At 70.5% G+C, this 16,987-nt stretch carries 21 protein-coding genes; 20 read left to right on the forward strand and 1 reads right to left on the reverse strand.

The window, feature by feature from the left end; all coding sequences use genetic code 11:
• Positions 1-5 precede the first annotated feature (5 nt).
• Genes Q0937_RS16900 through Q0937_RS16920 form a run of 5 tightly spaced genes read left to right on the forward strand, consistent with a single transcriptional unit; the run spans position 6 to position 4,258 of the window.
• The gene (locus tag Q0937_RS16900; RefSeq protein ID WP_299306041.1) at positions 6-1,157 is read left to right on the forward strand and encodes a C40 family peptidase; all 1,152 of its coding nucleotides are present in this window, start codon (positions 6-8) and stop codon (positions 1,155-1,157) included.
• Positions 1,154-1,696, forward strand: a complete 543-nt coding sequence (locus tag Q0937_RS16905; protein WP_299306043.1) for a hypothetical protein — start codon at positions 1,154-1,156, stop codon at positions 1,694-1,696. The genes Q0937_RS16900 and Q0937_RS16905 overlap by 4 nt, the downstream gene beginning before the upstream one ends.
• 16 nt (positions 1,697-1,712) lie before the next feature.
• Positions 1,713-3,251 (forward strand): AAA family ATPase, encoded by a 1,539-nt coding sequence (locus tag Q0937_RS16910; protein WP_299306044.1) that lies wholly within the window; start codon positions 1,713-1,715, stop codon positions 3,249-3,251.
• Between the two features lie 4 nt (positions 3,252-3,255).
• The gene (locus Q0937_RS16915; RefSeq protein ID WP_299306046.1) at positions 3,256-3,966 is read left to right on the forward strand and encodes a hypothetical protein; all 711 of its coding nucleotides are present in this window, start codon (positions 3,256-3,258) and stop codon (positions 3,964-3,966) included.
• Positions 3,967-3,970: 4 nt separating this feature from the next.
• Entirely contained in the window at positions 3,971-4,258 is a 288-nt protein-coding gene (locus Q0937_RS16920; protein WP_299306048.1) for a hypothetical protein, read from the forward strand.
• 131 nt (positions 4,259-4,389) lie between these two features.
• On the opposite strand, the gene Q0937_RS16925 is transcribed toward Q0937_RS16920, so the two are convergent.
• Complete coding sequence (locus Q0937_RS16925; RefSeq protein ID WP_010552472.1) at positions 4,390-4,623, reverse strand: glutaredoxin domain-containing protein; 234 nt, start codon at positions 4,621-4,623, stop codon at positions 4,390-4,392.
• Between the two features lie 338 nt (positions 4,624-4,961).
• Between Q0937_RS16925 and Q0937_RS16930 the strand changes: the two genes are divergently transcribed.
• From Q0937_RS16930 to Q0937_RS17000, 15 genes are all read left to right on the forward strand, one after another.
• On the forward strand, positions 4,962-5,315 hold the full coding sequence (locus tag Q0937_RS16930; protein WP_299306051.1) for a hypothetical protein: 354 nt from the start codon (positions 4,962-4,964) through the stop codon (positions 5,313-5,315).
• A 59-nt stretch (positions 5,316-5,374) separates the two neighbouring features.
• Complete coding sequence (locus tag Q0937_RS16935) at positions 5,375-5,608, forward strand: hypothetical protein (RefSeq protein WP_087483182.1); 234 nt, start codon at positions 5,375-5,377, stop codon at positions 5,606-5,608.
• 112 nt (positions 5,609-5,720) lie between these two features.
• Entirely contained in the window at positions 5,721-7,700 is a 1,980-nt protein-coding gene (locus tag Q0937_RS16940) for a hypothetical protein (RefSeq protein WP_299306053.1), read from the forward strand.
• A gap of 111 nt (positions 7,701-7,811) precedes the next feature.
• Entirely contained in the window at positions 7,812-8,378 is a 567-nt protein-coding gene (locus Q0937_RS16945) for a hypothetical protein (protein ID WP_299306055.1), read from the forward strand.
• 155 nt (positions 8,379-8,533) lie between these two features.
• Positions 8,534-9,304 carry a ParA family protein gene (locus Q0937_RS16950; protein WP_010552413.1) on the forward strand — a complete coding sequence of 257 codons (771 nt, stop codon included), beginning with the start codon at positions 8,534-8,536 and terminating at the stop codon, positions 9,302-9,304.
• Positions 9,304-9,903 (forward strand): hypothetical protein, encoded by a 600-nt coding sequence (locus Q0937_RS16955; RefSeq protein ID WP_299306058.1) that lies wholly within the window; start codon positions 9,304-9,306, stop codon positions 9,901-9,903. Before Q0937_RS16950 ends, Q0937_RS16955 begins: the two co-directional genes overlap by 1 nt.
• Positions 9,900-10,043 carry a hypothetical protein gene (locus Q0937_RS16960; RefSeq protein WP_170931753.1) on the forward strand — a complete coding sequence of 48 codons (144 nt, stop codon included), beginning with the start codon at positions 9,900-9,902 and terminating at the stop codon, positions 10,041-10,043. The genes Q0937_RS16955 and Q0937_RS16960 overlap by 4 nt, the downstream gene beginning before the upstream one ends.
• Positions 10,044-10,482: 439 nt before the next feature.
• Complete coding sequence (locus Q0937_RS16965; RefSeq protein ID WP_299306061.1) at positions 10,483-10,734, forward strand: hypothetical protein; 252 nt, start codon at positions 10,483-10,485, stop codon at positions 10,732-10,734.
• Positions 10,735-11,200: 466 nt separating this feature from the next.
• Positions 11,201-12,124: a hypothetical protein gene (locus Q0937_RS16970; protein WP_299306063.1), complete on the forward strand. Its 924-nt coding sequence runs from the start codon at positions 11,201-11,203 to the stop codon at positions 12,122-12,124.
• 611 nt (positions 12,125-12,735) lie between these two features.
• Positions 12,736-12,912 carry a hypothetical protein gene (locus Q0937_RS16975; RefSeq protein WP_299306065.1) on the forward strand — a complete coding sequence of 59 codons (177 nt, stop codon included), beginning with the start codon at positions 12,736-12,738 and terminating at the stop codon, positions 12,910-12,912.
• Between the two features lie 41 nt (positions 12,913-12,953).
• The gene (locus Q0937_RS16980) at positions 12,954-13,388 is read left to right on the forward strand and encodes a hypothetical protein (RefSeq protein ID WP_299306067.1); all 435 of its coding nucleotides are present in this window, start codon (positions 12,954-12,956) and stop codon (positions 13,386-13,388) included.
• A 49-nt stretch (positions 13,389-13,437) separates the two neighbouring features.
• Positions 13,438-13,800, forward strand: a complete 363-nt coding sequence (locus Q0937_RS16985; protein WP_299306069.1) for a hypothetical protein — start codon at positions 13,438-13,440, stop codon at positions 13,798-13,800.
• A gap of 428 nt (positions 13,801-14,228) precedes the next feature.
• On the forward strand, positions 14,229-15,539 hold the full coding sequence (locus Q0937_RS16990) for a ParB N-terminal domain-containing protein (RefSeq protein ID WP_299306070.1): 1,311 nt from the start codon (positions 14,229-14,231) through the stop codon (positions 15,537-15,539).
• Between the two features lie 545 nt (positions 15,540-16,084).
• On the forward strand, positions 16,085-16,420 hold the full coding sequence (locus tag Q0937_RS16995) for a hypothetical protein (protein ID WP_299306072.1): 336 nt from the start codon (positions 16,085-16,087) through the stop codon (positions 16,418-16,420).
• A 408-nt stretch (positions 16,421-16,828) separates the two neighbouring features.
• On the forward strand, positions 16,829-16,975 hold the full coding sequence (locus tag Q0937_RS17000; protein WP_168165391.1) for a hypothetical protein: 147 nt from the start codon (positions 16,829-16,831) through the stop codon (positions 16,973-16,975).
• Positions 16,976-16,987: the final 12 nt, after the last annotated feature.

Genomic DNA, 16,987 nt, shown 5'->3' on the forward strand with positions numbered 1-16,987 from the left:
GCAGCGTGAAGAAGGTCCTCGCACTCGGCGTCGGGGGAGTCATGCTCCTCGGCGTGACCGTCGTCGGCGCTGCTGTGCTCGACGAACAGGACGTCACAGCGGCATGCCTCCCAGGTGGCGCAGCGGTCACCGTCAACGTCGACGGCCTGCCCGAGGAGATCGCCGGCTACAGCGGCGACGCGCTCCACAACGCCGCAGTCATCGCCCAAGTCGGCGAGGAGCTGGGAGTCGGAAAGCAGGGACAGCTCATCGCCCTGATCACCGCGATGCAGGAGAGTCAACTCGGTAACAACCCCAGCACCGCCAGCCCCGACGAGAACGGCGACGCCGGTGTGTTCCAGCAGCGACAGCTGGATGGTTGGTACGGCTCCCTCGAAGAGGTCAACGATGTCTCCTACGCCGCGACGGCGTTCTACAACGGCGTGACGGCCGAGAGTGCCGGCGACTACGGCTCGGTGGGCGGTGGCACTGGCTACGGCCACATCCCTGGCCTGACGGATATCTCCGGGTGGGAGTCCATGCCCCCTACCGAAGCAGCTCAGGCCGTGCAGCGCTCGGCCCATCCCGACGCCTATGCCGAGCACCTCGACGAGGCGGAAGCAATCCTCGAGGGACTGGCGAACGCGAACGTCAACGTGGACAGCGCCAGCGCCAGCGACGCTGGGGGCGCTAGCGACGCCGGCGGCGACTCCTGCGCCGCCCCCGCCGTCGAGGCCACCGGAGACGCCGCGGAGGCCATCGCACGCGGCCGCACCCTGCTCGGGACGCCCTACGAGTTCGGCGGTGGAGGCAAGCACGGACCTGACACCGGCATCGACTGCAGCGGCTTCGTGCTCTTCGCCTTCGGGCTCGACTCCAACGAGATCGGCCGCACGGCCCAGGCCCAGTTCGACAGCCTCGCCTCCACCAGCGTTCCCCCCGACCAGATCCAGCCCGGCGACCTCATCTTCTACGCCAAGGGACGCACCGGCACCGTCGGGTCTCCCGACGCCATCAGCCACGTCGCGATCTACAGCGGCGACGGGAAGATGATCGAGTCCACCCGCTACAACGGCGGCACCGAGCCCGGCGTGCAGGAGATCGATGCCCAGGTCGAGGACGGTCGAGGCTTCGTCGATGTGCGCCGTCTCCCCAGCACCTCCGAGGAGGCCGCATGATCCGCCGACGCCTCCCGCACGTCGCCGCCACCGCGCTTCTCGTGCTCGCGGCAGGGTGCACCCCTTCCGAGCCGACTCCGACGACGCCCCCGCCGGCGCCGACCGAGTCCACCCCGGACGAGCCGGACTGGACCTATAGCACACCTTCCCCGACCAGCGATGGCCCCGACGACATCCCGGACGACAGCCTCATCGACGAGGAGGCCGACCAGGACGCACGAGAGGGCGCGGCCGCGGCCGCGACCGTCACCGCAGAGATCTGGGTGCAGGGTTCGACTCTCGATCAGCGTGAGTGGCAGGAGCGGCTCATGGAGACCCTGACTCCGATCGCGCAGGACTCGTACCGCGACCGCTGGTGGGGTTACCGAGTCGCCGAGACCGAGCTCACCGGCGAACCCGAGATCGTCGCCGCAACGATGGCCAGCGCCACCGTCACGATCCCCACCAACGCCGGCGACCTCACCCTCACCGTCACCCGTCTCACCCCCACCGACCAATGGCTCACCAGCGGCATCGAGCCCGCCACCACCGAGCAGTGACCCTAGGAGACATGCGATGACCGACGCCCAGATCACCATCAACCACGACGGCACCGGATCCGTCACCGTCGACGGCGGGACCACGACGATCGCCGCCTCGGGCGCCGCCGAGGCGCGCCGGGAGGCCATCGCGCGCATCGCCAAGCGCGCGGCCGAGCTCGGCCGCCCACTTCCCGCGACCGCCGCCGAGAACGGTCGCAGCTGGCCCCTCCTCATCGCCCCTGACGGCACCGTCTCCCCGCGCACCCTCGAGACGGTCATCGAGGCTCAAGAGCCCCAGGAAGACCTCGACGTGACACGGCCCCGCGCCGCCAGCTCGATCTCTGCCCCGGCCGCACCAGCAATGCCGCCCGCCGTCCCGGAGCAGCCGCGGTCAGCTCCGGACGCCGAGCCCAGCACTCCCGCTTCTTCCGTCCCAGAGCAGCACGGCGACTCTGACCAGGCACCGACTTTCGCGACCGCACACGCCACCCCGTCTCCCGAGATCACAGACCCCATCGAAGCAGACCCCCGATGGGCTGAGACTGCTCAGCAGCCGGCAACCCTCGGGATCCGAGGAAGCCTGAACAAGATGGGCCTCACGCTCACCCCCGGCGCCGCCGAGCTCGAGCAGCGCCGCGCCGCCCTCCGTGAGCAGATCGCACTCGAGGAGAAAGAACGCCTGGCCGCAGAGGAGCGCGCACGCACCGAGGCAACCCAGGAGAGCCGCCGCGCCGCCCGCGAGCGAGAGGCCGCAGCCAAGGACAAGGCACAGCGCGTGATCATCCAGACGACCTACGGGGAGCCCAAGACGATCGCCTTCATGAACGAGAAGGGCGGCGTCGGGAAAACGACCGACACCTACTGCATCGGCGCGACCATGGGTCGGATCCGAGGCGGCGATGTCATCGCGTGGGACGCGAACGAAACCCGAGGCACGCTGGGATTCCGCGCCCAGAAGGACAGCCACACCCGTAGCGTGGTCGACCTCCTCGAGGAGGCCGCCGACGACTTCACCACCGTCCAGGGAAGCAAGCGAGCCACCCTCACGCGCTACACCCGTGGACAGGGCGACAACCTCTTCGGCGTCATCGCCTCCGACCAGTCCAGGGACCGCCAGGACCTCGTCGACGGCGACGCCTTCGTCCAGGTGCACGAGATCCTCTCGCGCTTCTACTCCCTCATCCTGATCGACACCGGCAACAACCACCGCGTCTCGCACTTCACCTCAGCCCTCGAGGCCACCGACCAGCTCGTCATCCCCGTCTCCGCCGGTGCCGACGGCGCCTACGCCGCCGAAGTCATGCTCGACAACTTCACCAGCCTCGGACACGCCGAGCTCGTGAAGAACGCAGTCGTGCTGCTCCATGACTCCGCCACCCGTCGCGGCGATGCCGGAGCGATCGCACAACGCTTCGAGGACCGGGTCCGCGCGATCATCCCGATTCCCTTCGACTCCGCCCTCGACACCGGCGACGAGATCGACTACGACGTGCTCGCGCCCGCAACGCGGGCCGCCTACCAGGAAGCCGCCGCCGCCATCAGCGAAGGCCTCGCCAGCACCACGAAGGAGTGACGTCATGATTAGAAACCCATGGTCGCCGCGGTTCGCATGGCACCGACGCCCGGGCGGGAAATTCGACGGATTCGGGCGGGTCATCTTCCTGGACCCCACCTACCCAGACGTCTACTTTTCCACCACGCCCCGACGCGAGCAGTTCACAACGTGGCTCGGCGAGGAACGCGCCGCCATACTGCGCGCGACCCCACTCGACGGTCTCACCAATCAGCTCACGTGGCGCATTGCCGCACGCATGGCCCGACGCATCGAAGACTGGCCAGTCAGGACGTCGCTGGTCAAGGCGATGCGCGGCAACATTTCCTATCTGTACGGCTGTTTGCACATGGCCATCGAGGACGAGGAGCGGTGGGCGCGCACGGAGGGCCGGGAGCCCGATCGCCGTGCATGGGCGGATGAGCAGGGTGAGGTCGATACTTCCGAGCAGGCTCTCACTGCTCTCGCGCACGCCCGGGACCTTCCCGACGATGTCCCGGAGGAGTATCGACGCACGATCGCAGGGATCGCCTTCAGCACCGCCGACGAACTCCGCCACGACATCGCGGATCGCCACGGAGATTCCAGCGCCGCACAGCTCGCACGGCACGCGTACGCCGTCGGGGTCCTCCACGATCCCGACAACTGGTGGGAGTGCCGCCGAGACGTCCACGACGTCGTCGCCATGCTCCGGAACCGCGTCCGCACCATCATCCCCAACCCCACGAAGGAGTGACCTCATGACGCTCATCCGCATGACCGACATCAACCTCGACGCCAACGTGCTCGTCAACACCGACCACATCGTGCGCGTCGTCCCGAGACACGGGCCTCGCGGCCACGCCACCTCGGCACTCATCCTCCGCCTCACGCTCACCACAGGCGACCCGATCGACTGCTTCCCGCTTGACCCCCACGGCGGATTCGACTCCGCCGTCGACGACGAAGCCACCGCGATCACCAACATGCAGCGGGCCGTGCAGCACATTCGCTCGCACCCCGAGCTGCCACAGGGCGCAGCATCGTGAGCGCCCCTCCCCACGTGCTCAGCGCGCCCCTGCGCGCTGCCCACGAGACCGCCAGGACCAGCACCGCGCCCGCGCCCGCGCTCCGCGGCGCCGGCCCGGGGCCCGCCCCCGAAGGGACGGACCCCTCAGCCTCACTGCTGCTTGATCCGGTCCGGCCGGAACCCCGCCCAAGCGTCTCCGCCTGGGGTCAGCACGACCGGCGCCTGCATGAAGCCCGCCGCCTGGAACGCGGCCCGCTGCTCGTCGGTCACGTCCTCGAGGGACACCTCCACGAAGGCCAGGCCGGCCTTCGCCAGCGCCCGCTTCGTCGCGGTGCACGGACCACAGTCGGGACGGGTGTAGATGGTGACGATCTCGCTGTTCATGGTGGCTCTCCTGCCTGGGCTGTCCGGGTGGTGGCAGGACACAGAGGCCGCCTCGATCAGGCGGTGGAGCACCCACAGGGCCGCAGCGCAGCGGAGGACCCGGGCAGCCCCAAGGGAGAGAAGTTCTCCGGCGAAATAAGGGAGCTTGCGACCGCGTCGGAGAAGTTCTCGCCCGCCGCGGGCCGAGCGCAGCGAGCCGGGTTGCGGAACCGCCCGAGGTGGCAGCGTGGTCTGTTCACCGCCCAAGCCCTGGCAGGAGCCCGCACACCGCGATCGTCCATCACCGCACGGACCCCCAGGCACCCACTCCGCCGCAGCGGCATGAATAGGCACTGACCATGGACCCCCAGCACCACGCACACGCCGGCCAGCGCGCCACCGTCCACGAACTCGTCGATGCCCTGCTCGAGCACGCACGCTCTGAGCACCCAGACATCACCGAATGGAGCGTGACCCTGAGCCAGAGCGAGAGCCTGCTCGTCCCCCGAGACTCCGACAAGCTCTTCCGCGTCATCGACGGCATCCCCGGCTACTACAACGGCCACGTCTACCGCGACGCCCTCATCCGAGGCGTCCCCGGATGGCCGGCCGACTGGATCGCCCTGACTACCCTCGCCAGCGATGCGACCTACTACGGCCACCTGCTCGACGGCGCGATCAGCGCTCACAGCCCCTGGGAGCGCGAGTCATGACCACGACACGCCGCGCCACACAGTTCCCGGAACTCGCTCGCCTGTGTAGTGTTCTTGACATGACCCAGAGCAGACGCCCAGGCCGCCCCAGCAAGGGGGAGCGAGCCGATATCAAGGTCCGCATCCCCGCGGAGCGCCGCGACAAGCTGTTCGCTTACGCGGAGCTGGTGGGCCGTCCAGTCACAGACCTCGCTGCGGAGCAGCTGGTGCCGTGGATTGACGCTCTCGACCTTGAACAGGCTCGCAGTGGTGGCGCACAGCAGAGCCTCAGCATCGACCGAAGAACCGCGTAAAAGACTTCGCCCCCGAACCTGTTGGCGCAGGTGCGAGGGCGATTCAGAAGTCTTCGGGAGTCAGTTACCGCTGACGACCCGGGGCGAACCAGTAAGGAGGTCCATTCACTTGATGCCCCCAGGATACGGGGGTCGCGTCGTCGTAGGCAAGTACGACACCACCGGTGTGTCTCGCGCCGCCTCCGACGCCACCCTCTCCCCCACCGACACGTGGCGGCTGTGCCTCGAGCTGCTGAACCAGCGACCGTTGATCCGCCTGGCAGAGCGGCGCAGCACGAGCGTCGCCTTCCCCCGACGACTCGGCCGAAGGGTCGAGCGGTTCACCGACGCGCCGCCCTCGCAGCCCGTCGCGGTCCACGTCTACGACGCCCAGGGCCGCACCCGGTTCCTCCCACTGGACTTCGACGCTCACGACCGCACCGGGGATCAGATCGTCGCCGTCGAGAACGACCTCGCCGTGGCGACCTCGCTCCTGGACGAGTGCGGCTTCATCTACCTCGTGGACCGGGCCCACGGCGGCGCGCACATCTACGTCCTGCTCGAGGACCCCATCGGCGCCCAGGAGGCGCACTCGCTCGTGCTCGCCCTCGGTTGGCGCCTCCCCACCCTGGACCTCAAGCCGACGAGCAACGTCAGCGATGGGCTGATCACCATCCCCGGCAGCGCCCACAAGCGCGGCGGCCACCGAGAGCTCGCGCACGACGCCGACTCGGCGCGCGCGATCGCCGCCGGCCCCCACTCCCCCGCCAGAGCCCTCACGCGCCTCCGTGCGGCCCTGGCGGACGAGCTGCGCGCACTCCTCGAGGAAGACCGTGAACGCGGCGCAGAGCGCCGCACACGGGCGCGTGAAGCCGGCTCCGCCGATCCGATCGCCGACGCGATCACCGACGAGGAGATCCGCGCCGTGCTCGTGCGCGGCATCGGCCGCCACATGAGCACCACGTGCACCGACCTCGCCCAGCGCGGCGACTGGCGAGCCCACGGCTACCCCAGCGCCTCCGAGGCCCGCCGCGCGGTCCTCATGTCCGCGATCGCCACGGGCCTCACCGAGACCGACGTCCGCGCTCGCATGCTCGGCGAGGAGCCCCAGTGGCCGGGCCTCCGCTCCCTGCTCGAGCACAAGGGCCTCGACCGCCTGCGCGACGAGTACGCCCGCGCGGCCGCCGAGATCGCCCGCCGCGAACGCCAGAAAGCCGGCCGAGTCATCGTGACCAGGGACGATACTGCCGTCAGCTCTGACACTAGCGCCAATACACACACCCGGGGCGGGGGGGATTCCCCCTCGGTGCACGACACGTACGGCGTGATCCGCGCATGGATCACGCTCGTGGAGCGCTACGCCGCCGGCGAGTACCCCGGAGCTCAGGGCTGGGACTACCAGATGGCACTGCGCGCCCTCGGCCAGGCCGCCAGCACAGTCGGATCCACTGTCACCGCCATGGGAGTTCGCTGGCACTCCGTAGCCCTCGGTGACTCCCGCACCGGTGCTGCCGCCCTCCTGCGCACTCTCGCGGCCGAGGACGACCCGTGGGTGGTCCTCGTCGCCCGCGGCCGCGGGATCTACGCCGATCAGTACGAGCTGCGCATCCCCGACCGGCACGCCTCCCTCGTCGAGGAGCTGCGCTGGCGGCCCGGGAAGACCCAGGCCGTCCGCCCCGTGTTCACGGTGCTCGGCAAGGCCACCGGGCTGCTCTTCGAGGCCGTCGAGCGCGGCGCCACCTCACGCGCGCGCATCGCCCTGGTCACCGGCCTGAGCGCCGACGCCTATCGCGACGCCCGCGACACCGCCCTCGCCTACGGGCTGATCACCGGCAACGACCGCGACGGCTACGAGCTCGCCGCCGACGACGCCCGCCTCGAGCTCCTGGCGCAGCAGCTCGGTGCCATCGAGGCCCGCGTGCGCCGCATCCACCAGCACCGCCGCGAGCGAGCTGCCTACTGGGCCAAGCTCGAGCAGCTCCGCCGCGAACGACCCTGGATCCGCGTCGTCCGCGACGTCGACGAGACCGACCCCGAGGTCGAGGAGACTCTCGCCCAGATGTACCTCGACTCTCTCGACGAGCCACCGGGGCAGGCCCGGGAAGCGGGCTAGCACCCCCTGCACTAAACGCACTCTCGCCACCACTTGCACTGTATGCACTAGTGCAGTTAGGGTGCGGAGTGCTGATAGTGCACAAAGTGTATTTCCTCGACAGGAGGACCCATGCCCATCCCCACGCGCCTGGCGATCGATGGACTCTCCGTCCGCGCCTATGGCCGCCTCGACCTTCTCGAGGCCCGGCTGGTCCACATCCTCGGATCTCTGGACCCCACCCCTCACGGTGCACGCGTCGCCGAGCACGCTGCGCTGGCCGTTGTCGAGCACAGCGACAGCTGCGTGCTGCTGCACGACGGCCCCGGCATCCCCGGCGCCGCGCTCGATGCGCTCACCCTGAGCGCCCCCGACCGCGCAGTCGTCATCGCCCGGCGCGGCGTCACCCCATGGCACGAGACGCTCGCCTCGAGCGGGGCCCTGGTGCTCGAAGGACCCACCAGCCGCCTCCTCGCGCATCTCGCCGACGCGGCGCTCGTCATCGAGCAGGCGCACTCCGCCCTTCCCCACTCGCCACGCATCGCCTGCGTGCCCGGTCCGATCCTGACCGCCGGCACCGCAGGCTCCAACGCGCTCCTGGTGCGGCCCGACGTCGAGATCGTCCCCGAGCTCGACCAGTGGGCGCGGCGCCTCCACTACACCGCGCAGCGGCCCCGTCAGTACAAGATCGCGGACTAGTCATCCCTTGAATGCACTAATCGCGGCACGCACACTACCTGCACTGTCGATGGTGCGTGCATCGCTCTCCACCTGCCCGTGCGTGCTGTGCACCGCCTGCACGGTTCGCACTAGTGCACACAGTGATATAACCTGTTTCCATCGAGAGGAGCCCCATGGCCGTCTACACCTGCGCCCTACCCAAGGGCGGGTCCACGAAGACCAGTACCGCAGCCGAGATCGCCCTCGCCCTGACGCGCCGCGGCTTCCGAGTCCTCGCCATCGACCTCGACCAGCAGGGCAACCTGTCCACCCGCCTGGGGATCACCCCGGAGACGCCCATCGAAGCGACCGCCGCCGAGGTGCTGGATGCCTCCGCCACCCTGCGGGAAGCGGCCGAGCCCGCGCCGACTGCGCAGGGCGTCGACGTGATCGTCGGAGCCCACGACCTGACCGCCCTTGAGGAGCAGCCGCCGCCGGACCTGGTCACCAGCCTGCGCGACATGCTCCCGACGGTGGGGGACCGGTGGGACCACGTCGTCATCGACACGCCCCCGAACGTCGGCGCCCTGACCATGGCGGGACTCGCCGCCGCCGACCACGTGATCGTCAGCCTGCAGGCCGCCACCGAGGCCTACGACCAGCTCGACCGCCTCGAGGCCGTGATCGCCGAGCGCTTGACGCGCCGCATCCGCCCCGGCCTGCAGATCAGCGCTGTCGTCCCGGCCATGGTCGACTCCCGCCGCCTGCTCGATCGGGAGATCCTCGAGCTCCTCGCGCAGCGCTACGGCGATCGCGTCACGCCGCCGGTGCGGCAGGCCGTCGCCGTGCGCGACGCCTACACCGCCGGCATGGGCGTGAGCGTCTACGACCCCGACAGCGCGGTCGCCGCCGACTACCGCGCCGCGACCGATCACCTGCTCAACCTCACGATGGGAGCCCACTGATGGCCAAGCCCAAGCGACGCAGCCTCTCCGAGCGCAACGCGGAGGCGATCGCCGGCGCCGTCGACAACACGTCGACCCGTGAGGACGGGGGAGCGGAGCAGCCCCCCGCGCCCCAGTCGCCCGCACCGGCTCCGGCAGACCGCCCCGCAGCGGTGAGCCCCGCGCCGCCGGCCTCCGAGGAGCCCACCCGCCGCAGCAGTGTCTACCTCACGCCCGACGATCTTCGCGACGTGCGCTCGGCGTACATCGTCGACTTCGACCACCGGCCCGGCTCGCCGGGAAGCTTCGGCCTGTGGGCCGCCGGCGCCATCGGCGAGCTCGCCGCCCTCACCGTCGAAGAGCGCCAGGCCGTTCGAGAGATCCTCGGCCCCGCAGGTGCCGGCGCGAACCGCTCACAGCAGCTCCTCGTCCCCGACGACGTCGCGGGCGCCGTCGGGGACGCCATGCGTCAGGACCGGCTCGCCGGCGTCGTCGACCGCTCCCGCAGCGTCTTCTACAGCTACGCCCTGCGCTGGCAGGCTCGGGAAGCAGCCCGCCGCGCCGGAATGGACCAGCTGCCCGAGCCTCCGGCTCGCCTGCCACGATTGGATCTGCGATGAACGCCGCCGACAACGCCGACGCACGACGGAGCGTCGTCGAAGACGAGCTCTCCCTCCTCCTGCTCGATCCCTCGCACGAGGACAGTCGAGGCGAGGCCGCTCGCGCGGACCTCAACGACGTCCCTGACGAGCTGCGCTAGAGCACAGACCCTCCGCCTTGCGGAGCCGGACCGCTGCGCGGGGACGGAATGCACTATGTGCATCGTTCGCACTTCGGCTCGCAGTGCGAACGATGCATTGCGCAGTGACCAGCCAACCCTGCCACGTCGCCAGATCGGTAGGGGGGGAGAGGTGCGCAGTGTGCTCCATGCCGAGGTGACGGGCCCCCGGGGTGCTGGATCGGGGGATCTTGACGCACTGGTGGGGGAGGAGCACACCCGGCTCGCTGCGCTCGGCCGGCGGTCCCCGACAAGATGCCGACGCGCTGCGCTTATTTCGCCGGAATCTTCTCGGATGCTCACCGGCTGCCCGGGCTCTCGCCTACGGCTCGACCCTTCGGGGTGCACCACCCCCACCAGCGCATCCCCCGCTCCACGTCAGCACCCCTCGCCAGGGGACCCGCCGAACAAGGAGCACACCATGACTACTCGCAACCTCACTGACCGCGTCCTCGAGACGCTCGACGGACACACCCTGGTGGAGACCCCCTGCTGCACCTTCTGCGGCCACGCGGGCTCCATCACCCTCACCGACGAGGAGTTCGCCGACCTCGAGGCCGGCGCCGCCATCCAGGACGCCGCCGGACGACTGCCCCGCGCGGTCCGCGAGCAGTTCATCTCCGGGATCCACACGGAGTGCTGGGACTCCCTCTTCGGGGACCTCGAGGACTGACCAAGCGGAGCCCTTCCAGGAGGGCTCCGCTCTGTCCTGAAACGGAACTCGCGTGGCTCGTGCTGTCTGTGGAGCACTCCGTGCTCCGCGGAACGGCGCGAGCGGCTTCGCCACTGTCGCACGCACCGTGCTTTCTTGCCTGCTGAGGCCCCGCGCTGCGGGCGGTGTTCTGCGGCGGTCAAAGCTCCGCCTTCGCTCCGCTTCCCGCCACGTCGGCGGGGCTTCCAGCGTGGTTACCAAGCTGCTGCTGCAGGCCCTCTCAGTCTACTCCGAGAGGGGACCCCGAGTGTCAACCCACGTGCAGGTCATGAGCCACTTTTTACCCTCGCAAGCTCGGGCGAAAAAGTCGCCCAAGACCTGCACTCTTCGGGGTTGACACCCACCCCGCTTCGGAGTCCCCAAAGGGGAGGTCCCGCAACAGCGGGGTCGCCAGGCGCTACCGCGCCAACAACCGAAGGAGCACACCATGACCCAGACCAATCTCACGCCCGCGCAGTTCGCGGCCTACACGCTCGCATCGCTGATGGAGCCGCTGCCTCGCGGCTTCATCCTCGTCAGCACCGGCAGGGGCGGTCTGTCCGCCATCTCCGGTGTCGATCCCGACGCCGAGTACCCGGCCGTTCCGCCCGCGCACGAGTACTCGCAACTGGTCGGGCACGAGGTGGTGCTCACGGTCGTCAACGAGAGCGGGCTCAAGGCCGCGGTGCAGGACGTCGAGACCGTCGTCCGCCGGCTTGACGGGATCAACATCGCCGCCACCATCCTCGCCTCGGGCGAGTACCTGATGGACCTCGAGACCAAGCGCACCACAACGCTCGAGGCCGCCAGTGCATCGCTGCCGGCCTCGCTCGGCCGACCCACCGAGCTGCGGCGGTGGGCACCGGTTCGCGGCCTCGCCTTCGAGCCGATCGAGCCGAACGTCGGCGCGGTCGACACCGAGACGGTCGTGGACGCATGGGTCCACACCGTCGTCACCGGGCGTCGTCCCGACCAGGCACTGGTCGGGCAGATCGCCGCGGCGATCAGCGACTCGTCTACGCGAGACCAGTTGCTGCTGGCCGTCGCCCGGCTCGGGTTCGACGAGCTCGACGACGCCAGCGCCGACGAGGACGTCATGGCCGCGCTGCTGGGCGGACGCGGTCGCCCGCTGGGCGAACAGCTCGTCACCGGAGCACTCGCGGCTCAGTACGTGGCCGCTCACACCACCGACATGCAGGCGGCCGCGCTGCTGTACGCGCAGTCCAGCCTGCTGCTGTGGAGCGAGGCCCGCGCTCGCGCCGCACTGCACGCGGCCGAGACCGCGCTGCTGTACGACCGCTCGTGCTCGCTCGCGAACACGGCACACGCGCTCGTGAACACCCTGATGTACCCGGACTGGTTCACCGGCTGAGCCGGCAACGCGGGACGGGCCTCCCCGGTCCGTCCCGCAGTGCCCGCCCCCTCCGGGGCGGGCACCTCCGTGCTGCGCACGCCCTCGCGCTCCGCGCGAGCAGGGGGGAGGGGCGACCCGTGCTGCCTTGCGAGCATTATGCGCAGACGCTCCGCGCCTGCGAGCTGTCGCTGCGGGCAACCCTGGCCGCCCCTCCCCAAGGCACTCGCTCCGCTCGTACGCACCCTCTGCACTACGCGCACTAGACGCACTATCCCTGTGACCGCCCCGGCGACCACAGCCATCGCACACTTCCGGGCAACGGCTCGCGCCGCCGCCTAATGGCGCCCGGCTCCGCCGGCCACTCACCTCGAGGCGCCGACTACCGCCTCGAGGCCCCTTAATTCTCCCCGTCCTCCTGGGCTTTCCACTGTGCACGCTCCTCGCTGCGCGCAACCCCGCTGCGCGGGGCCGGCTGCACCGGGAACTTCCCGACGCGCTGCGCTTATATCGCCGAGAACTTCCCGCCTTGCCGCCCTCCGGGTGCACTCCGCTCGATCACTGCGCCGTTCAAAAGCACCAGGAGGACGGGGAAAAAATGATCCCGGCTCCACACCACGAAGGAGCCCCACATGAGCACCAACGACACCACCACCCACACCGCCGAGGTGCTCGAGATCGGCAACTACATCCACGAGATGGGCCACCGGCCCGTGTGCTCGTGCGGATGGGTCGACCGCCTGTACCCGATGGGCTACCTGGACACGGCCCGGGCCGCCGCCGCCCGGCACACCGCCCGCGAGCACTGACCCTCCCCAATCCCCGCGCTACAGCCGAAGGAGCACACACCATGACCCCCACGACCCTTGACCGCGGTCTCGCCCTGACCGTCGCCCTCCGCCTCGACAGCCCCCACGAGCAGTGCGCCGCGTGGATCGAATCAGCCGACCGCGTCTGCGGCCGCGACGCGATCCGGCCGTGGCTGTGCAAGCGGCACGAGACCGTCGCAAAGCGCCGTCTCGAGAAGGAAGTCGCCCAGGAGAAGGCTCAGGCCGAGAAGGCTCGTCAGCGCGCCGAGAAGCAGCTCCCCGCTCGCGAGGCACGCCTCGCCCGGATCGACGCCCGCCTCGACCAGATCGACCCCTTCCGCGCAGACGGCAACGCAGACACGGCCGCCATGTGCGCACCGCTGAGCCAGCGCCTCCCCTCCGACACCCGGATCGCGGAGCTCGCCCGGCTGCACCGCGAACGCGACGCCCTGGTGCGCACCCTTCGCACCCACTGATCCTCGGCCCCAGGCACCCGCCCCGGCCCACCTCGAAAGGACACCACCCATGAGCACCAACGACACCACCACCGCCGCCGACCTCCGCGCCGCCCGCGCCGGACTCCACACGGCACGGGAAGCAATGCAGGCCACCCGCGCCGCCCACGACCTTCTGGAACGCGCCGAGCACGCGCTGCTCGACCTGGCCTCCACCTGGGACACCCATCGCGCCTGGCGACTCGCTCGCCTCATCCAGCGCTACAGCGACCGCGCCTTCGCCATCGGCCGCCGGCTCGACGCTCCACACGACGCCCTCCGTCGCGTGATCGACCTGAGCCCCTCCGCCGCCCGGAACGCCCGCAGCGTGGCCCGCTCCAACGGCGTCGACGTGACGGCGGATGTCGATCACTGGTCCTACCCGATCCGGTGACCACCCACCGGGCCGGGGCCGTCGCGCCCCGGCCCGGGCCGCCCGAACGGAACTCGCTGCGCTCGTGCCCTGCCAGTGCCGCACTCCGTGCCGCCGATGCACTCCGTACAGCTCGGGCACTGCCCCGATGGGCAGCACCCTGACGGCCGCCGGCTCCGCCGGCCCTCACCGATCCGGGCCCGCCCGGATCGGCCCTCCATGTTCCCCGTCCTCCTGGGCTTTCCACTGTGACCCCTCCGCCACTGCGCACAACCCCGCTCCGCGGGGCCGGCCACGACCAAAAACTCCCCGACGCGCTGCGCTTATTTCGCCGGGGACTTTCCGGCCTCGCCGCCCTCCGGGTGTGCTCCGCGGCTCCGGGGTCCGTTCACAAGCACCAGGAGGGCGGGGAAAACGATCCCGTCCACTGGCCGAAAGGAGCACACACCATGACCACCATCGACAGCACGCGCACGCTCGTGCACGTTGACCCGACCAGCATCGTGCTGGACACCAACGTCCGCGCCGACGCCCGCCTCGACAAGGCCTTCCTCGCCTCCATCCGCGACCACGGCGTCATGCAGCCCGTCGTCGGGTACCGCGACGACGACGGAGCCGTACACGTCCTGCAGGGGCAGCGCCGCACCCTCGCCGCCGTCGAGACCCAGCGCGAGACCATCCCCGTCTATCTCGCCGACACCCCGGACGAGGCCGGACGGATCATCACGCAGATGATCGAGAACGACCAGCGCACCGGCTTCACCGACGCCGAGCGCGCCGACGGCTACGAGCAGCTGTCCCTGCTCGGCCTCTCCGCTTCCCAGATCGCCAAGCGCACCCACAGCCGCAAGGAGAGCGTCGAACAGGGCCTCGCCGCCCGCAAGAGCCAGACCGCCCGCGACCACCTCGCCTCCGGACTCACCATCGAACAGGCCGCAGTCCTCGCCGAGTTCGACGACGACGAGGAGGCCATCGACTCCCTCGTCCAGTCCGCCCAGCGCGGCGGTTTCGAACACACCGCCTCCCGCCTCCGCCAGCGGCGCGAGGCCGCACGCGCCGTCGCCGCCGAGGTCGACCGCCTCACCGCCGAAGGCATCACCGTCCTGGACGAGACCCCGTGGGACTACTACTACGACGGCCGCGGCGCCGCCGCCCCGCTCCGTGCCCTCGACGCGGACGAGGAGCAGCACACCACCTGCCCCGGCCACGCAGTCATCGTCACCGCCACATGGGCGGGGGAGGCCCAGACCCAGGAGGTCTGCACGGACTGGAAGGCCAACGGACACAAGAACCACGAGGCCGCCGCCGGAAGCAGCGGCCCCCTCAACGAGGACGAGAAGGCCGAGCGCCGCCGCGTCATCGAGGGCAACAAGGAATGGCGCGCCGCCACCGACGTGCGACGCGACTGGCTGCGCACCTTCACCCAGCGCAAGAGCGCCCCGAAGGATGCCGCCGCCACCCTGGCACGACTCCTCGCCCAGGCCCCCAGCCGCGTCCACGACGGGATGAACGACCGCAAGGGCATCACCACCGACCTGATGGGGGAGGGATGGAGGACCAGCGCCCCGGCCAGCAGTGCCCGCGCCAGCGTCTACGCCCTCACCATCGCCCTCGCAGGCATCGAGGTCATCTACGCCGACGTGCAGACCTGGCGGAACATGACCGACACCGACCTCGACTACCTCGCCGTTCTCGTCGCCTGGGGCTACACCCCCTGCGACCTCGAACAGGGCCTGCTCGACGCCCGCACCGAGCAGTGACCCCCGGTCCGCCCCGCCCCGCGCGGGGCGGACCGCCCTCGGCGGGACCGCCGAGCCGAGCGGCCGCGCCGTCCCGGCGCGCAGCACCCTCCCCACGACGCACAGCGTCGAGCGGCGAACCCGGCGCCGGTGGACGGAGCCACCGCACCGGCCGCCGGCCCCTACGGCCGGCAACGGCCGCGGCCGCCCCGCAGACGGGCCGGCCGCGACTCACTCTCTGCACTCCGCGCACCATGTGCACTGCCTGCACTAACGATGCGGCGGCTTCCCGCCGGCGGAGCTTGCCTCCTTCGCCCTGCCCGGGGTGCTGGATCGGGGGATCTTGACGCACTGGTGGGGGAGGAGCACACCCGGCTCGCTCCGCTCGGCCGGCGGTCCCCGACAAGATGCCGACGCGCTGCGCTTATTTCGCCGGGATCTTCTCGGGTCCTCGCCGGCTGCCCGGGCTCTCGCCTACGGCTCGACCCTTCGGGGTGCACCACCCCCACCAGCGCATCCCCCGCTCCACGTCAGCACCCCCGAACAACAGGACGAAGGAGCACACCATGACCCCCGAGATCAGCAGCTACGACCGCCTCCTCGAGATGGAGGCTCGCCAGCGCCAGGACCCGTTCTGGGGCCACATCCACCGCCAGCTCGACGAGATCGAGGCCGCCAAGCCCACCACCAGCGCCGAGGTCCTCCGCCTCCTCGACAGCACCAGCACCCAGAGCGGGTTCTTCCACGGCGGCATGGACCGCGAGCTCCTGGGCTCCCTCACCATCGCCGGCTGGGAGGTGACCGAGTACAACGCCGCCTACTACTGGACCGCGCAGCACCCCGCCACCGGCGAGAGCCTCGAATACATCGAGGGCGACGTCTACAACCGCACCGACCGGTGAGCCGGACCCGGGCCAAGGGCCCGGGTCCCTCACCCAAGCGGCGCCCGGCTGCGCCGGGCACTCCACCCCTACAGCGCACTCCGTGCTCTCGAGCATCGCCGCATCCGGCGACCCTCTGACGGCGACCGGCTCCGCCGGCCCCTGCGCACGCCCCGCGACCCGTCGCGGGGCGCATCCCTCATTCCCCGTGTCCTGGGCTTCTCACTATGACCCCTGCGCTCCTCCGCACAACCCCGCTGCGCGGGGTCCGGGCAGCCGACAACTTCCCGACGCGCTGCGCTTATCTCGCCGAGAACTTCTCGACCACCCGGCCCTCCGGGTGTGCTCCCTCGCTCCGGGGCCCGTTCAAAAGCACCAGGGCACGGGGAAAAAACGACCGGGCCACCCACCACACCGAAGGAGACACCCATGGACGAGAACACCACCCACTGCCACAGCTGCCACCGCGACATCCCCGCCCTCAGCGAGTTCTACGGCGGCGGCCGCGACCTCACCGCGCACCAGCCCGACTGCCCCGAGCTCGCCGAGGCCCTCGCCGACCTCCGCAACCGCTGACCCTCACCACCA

This window comes from uncultured Brachybacterium sp., from assembly GCF_947500705.1.
In the GTDB taxonomy this organism is placed as follows: domain Bacteria; phylum Actinomycetota; class Actinomycetes; order Actinomycetales; family Dermabacteraceae; genus Brachybacterium.

Coding starts and splice junctions, on each gene's coding strand:
- Q0937_RS16940 (WP_299306053.1), top strand. CDS start 5,721: ATGCCCCCAGGATACGGGGGTCGCGTCGTCGTAGGCAAGTACGACACC.
- Q0937_RS16965 (WP_299306061.1), top strand. CDS start 10,483: ATGACTACTCGCAACCTCACTGACCGCGTCCTCGAGACGCTCGACGGA.
- Q0937_RS16905 (WP_299306043.1), top strand. CDS start 1,154: ATGATCCGCCGACGCCTCCCGCACGTCGCCGCCACCGCGCTTCTCGTG.
- Q0937_RS16975 (WP_299306065.1), top strand. CDS start 12,736: ATGAGCACCAACGACACCACCACCCACACCGCCGAGGTGCTCGAGATC.
- Q0937_RS16970 (WP_299306063.1), top strand. CDS start 11,201: ATGACCCAGACCAATCTCACGCCCGCGCAGTTCGCGGCCTACACGCTC.
- Q0937_RS16955 (WP_299306058.1), top strand. CDS start 9,304: ATGGCCAAGCCCAAGCGACGCAGCCTCTCCGAGCGCAACGCGGAGGCG.
- Q0937_RS16925 (WP_010552472.1), bottom strand. CDS start 4,623: ATGAACAGCGAGATCGTCACCATCTACACCCGTCCCGACTGTGGTCCG.
- Q0937_RS16945 (WP_299306055.1), top strand. CDS start 7,812: ATGCCCATCCCCACGCGCCTGGCGATCGATGGACTCTCCGTCCGCGCC.
- Q0937_RS16930 (WP_299306051.1), top strand. CDS start 4,962: ATGGACCCCCAGCACCACGCACACGCCGGCCAGCGCGCCACCGTCCAC.
- Q0937_RS16910 (WP_299306044.1), top strand. CDS start 1,713: ATGACCGACGCCCAGATCACCATCAACCACGACGGCACCGGATCCGTC.
- Q0937_RS16995 (WP_299306072.1), top strand. CDS start 16,085: ATGACCCCCGAGATCAGCAGCTACGACCGCCTCCTCGAGATGGAGGCT.
- Q0937_RS16935 (WP_087483182.1), top strand. CDS start 5,375: ATGACCCAGAGCAGACGCCCAGGCCGCCCCAGCAAGGGGGAGCGAGCC.
- Q0937_RS17000 (WP_168165391.1), top strand. CDS start 16,829: ATGGACGAGAACACCACCCACTGCCACAGCTGCCACCGCGACATCCCC.
- Q0937_RS16985 (WP_299306069.1), top strand. CDS start 13,438: ATGAGCACCAACGACACCACCACCGCCGCCGACCTCCGCGCCGCCCGC.
- Q0937_RS16950 (WP_010552413.1), top strand. CDS start 8,534: ATGGCCGTCTACACCTGCGCCCTACCCAAGGGCGGGTCCACGAAGACC.
- Q0937_RS16960 (WP_170931753.1), top strand. CDS start 9,900: ATGAACGCCGCCGACAACGCCGACGCACGACGGAGCGTCGTCGAAGAC.
- Q0937_RS16915 (WP_299306046.1), top strand. CDS start 3,256: ATGATTAGAAACCCATGGTCGCCGCGGTTCGCATGGCACCGACGCCCG.
- Q0937_RS16920 (WP_299306048.1), top strand. CDS start 3,971: ATGACGCTCATCCGCATGACCGACATCAACCTCGACGCCAACGTGCTC.
- Q0937_RS16980 (WP_299306067.1), top strand. CDS start 12,954: ATGACCCCCACGACCCTTGACCGCGGTCTCGCCCTGACCGTCGCCCTC.
- Q0937_RS16990 (WP_299306070.1), top strand. CDS start 14,229: ATGACCACCATCGACAGCACGCGCACGCTCGTGCACGTTGACCCGACC.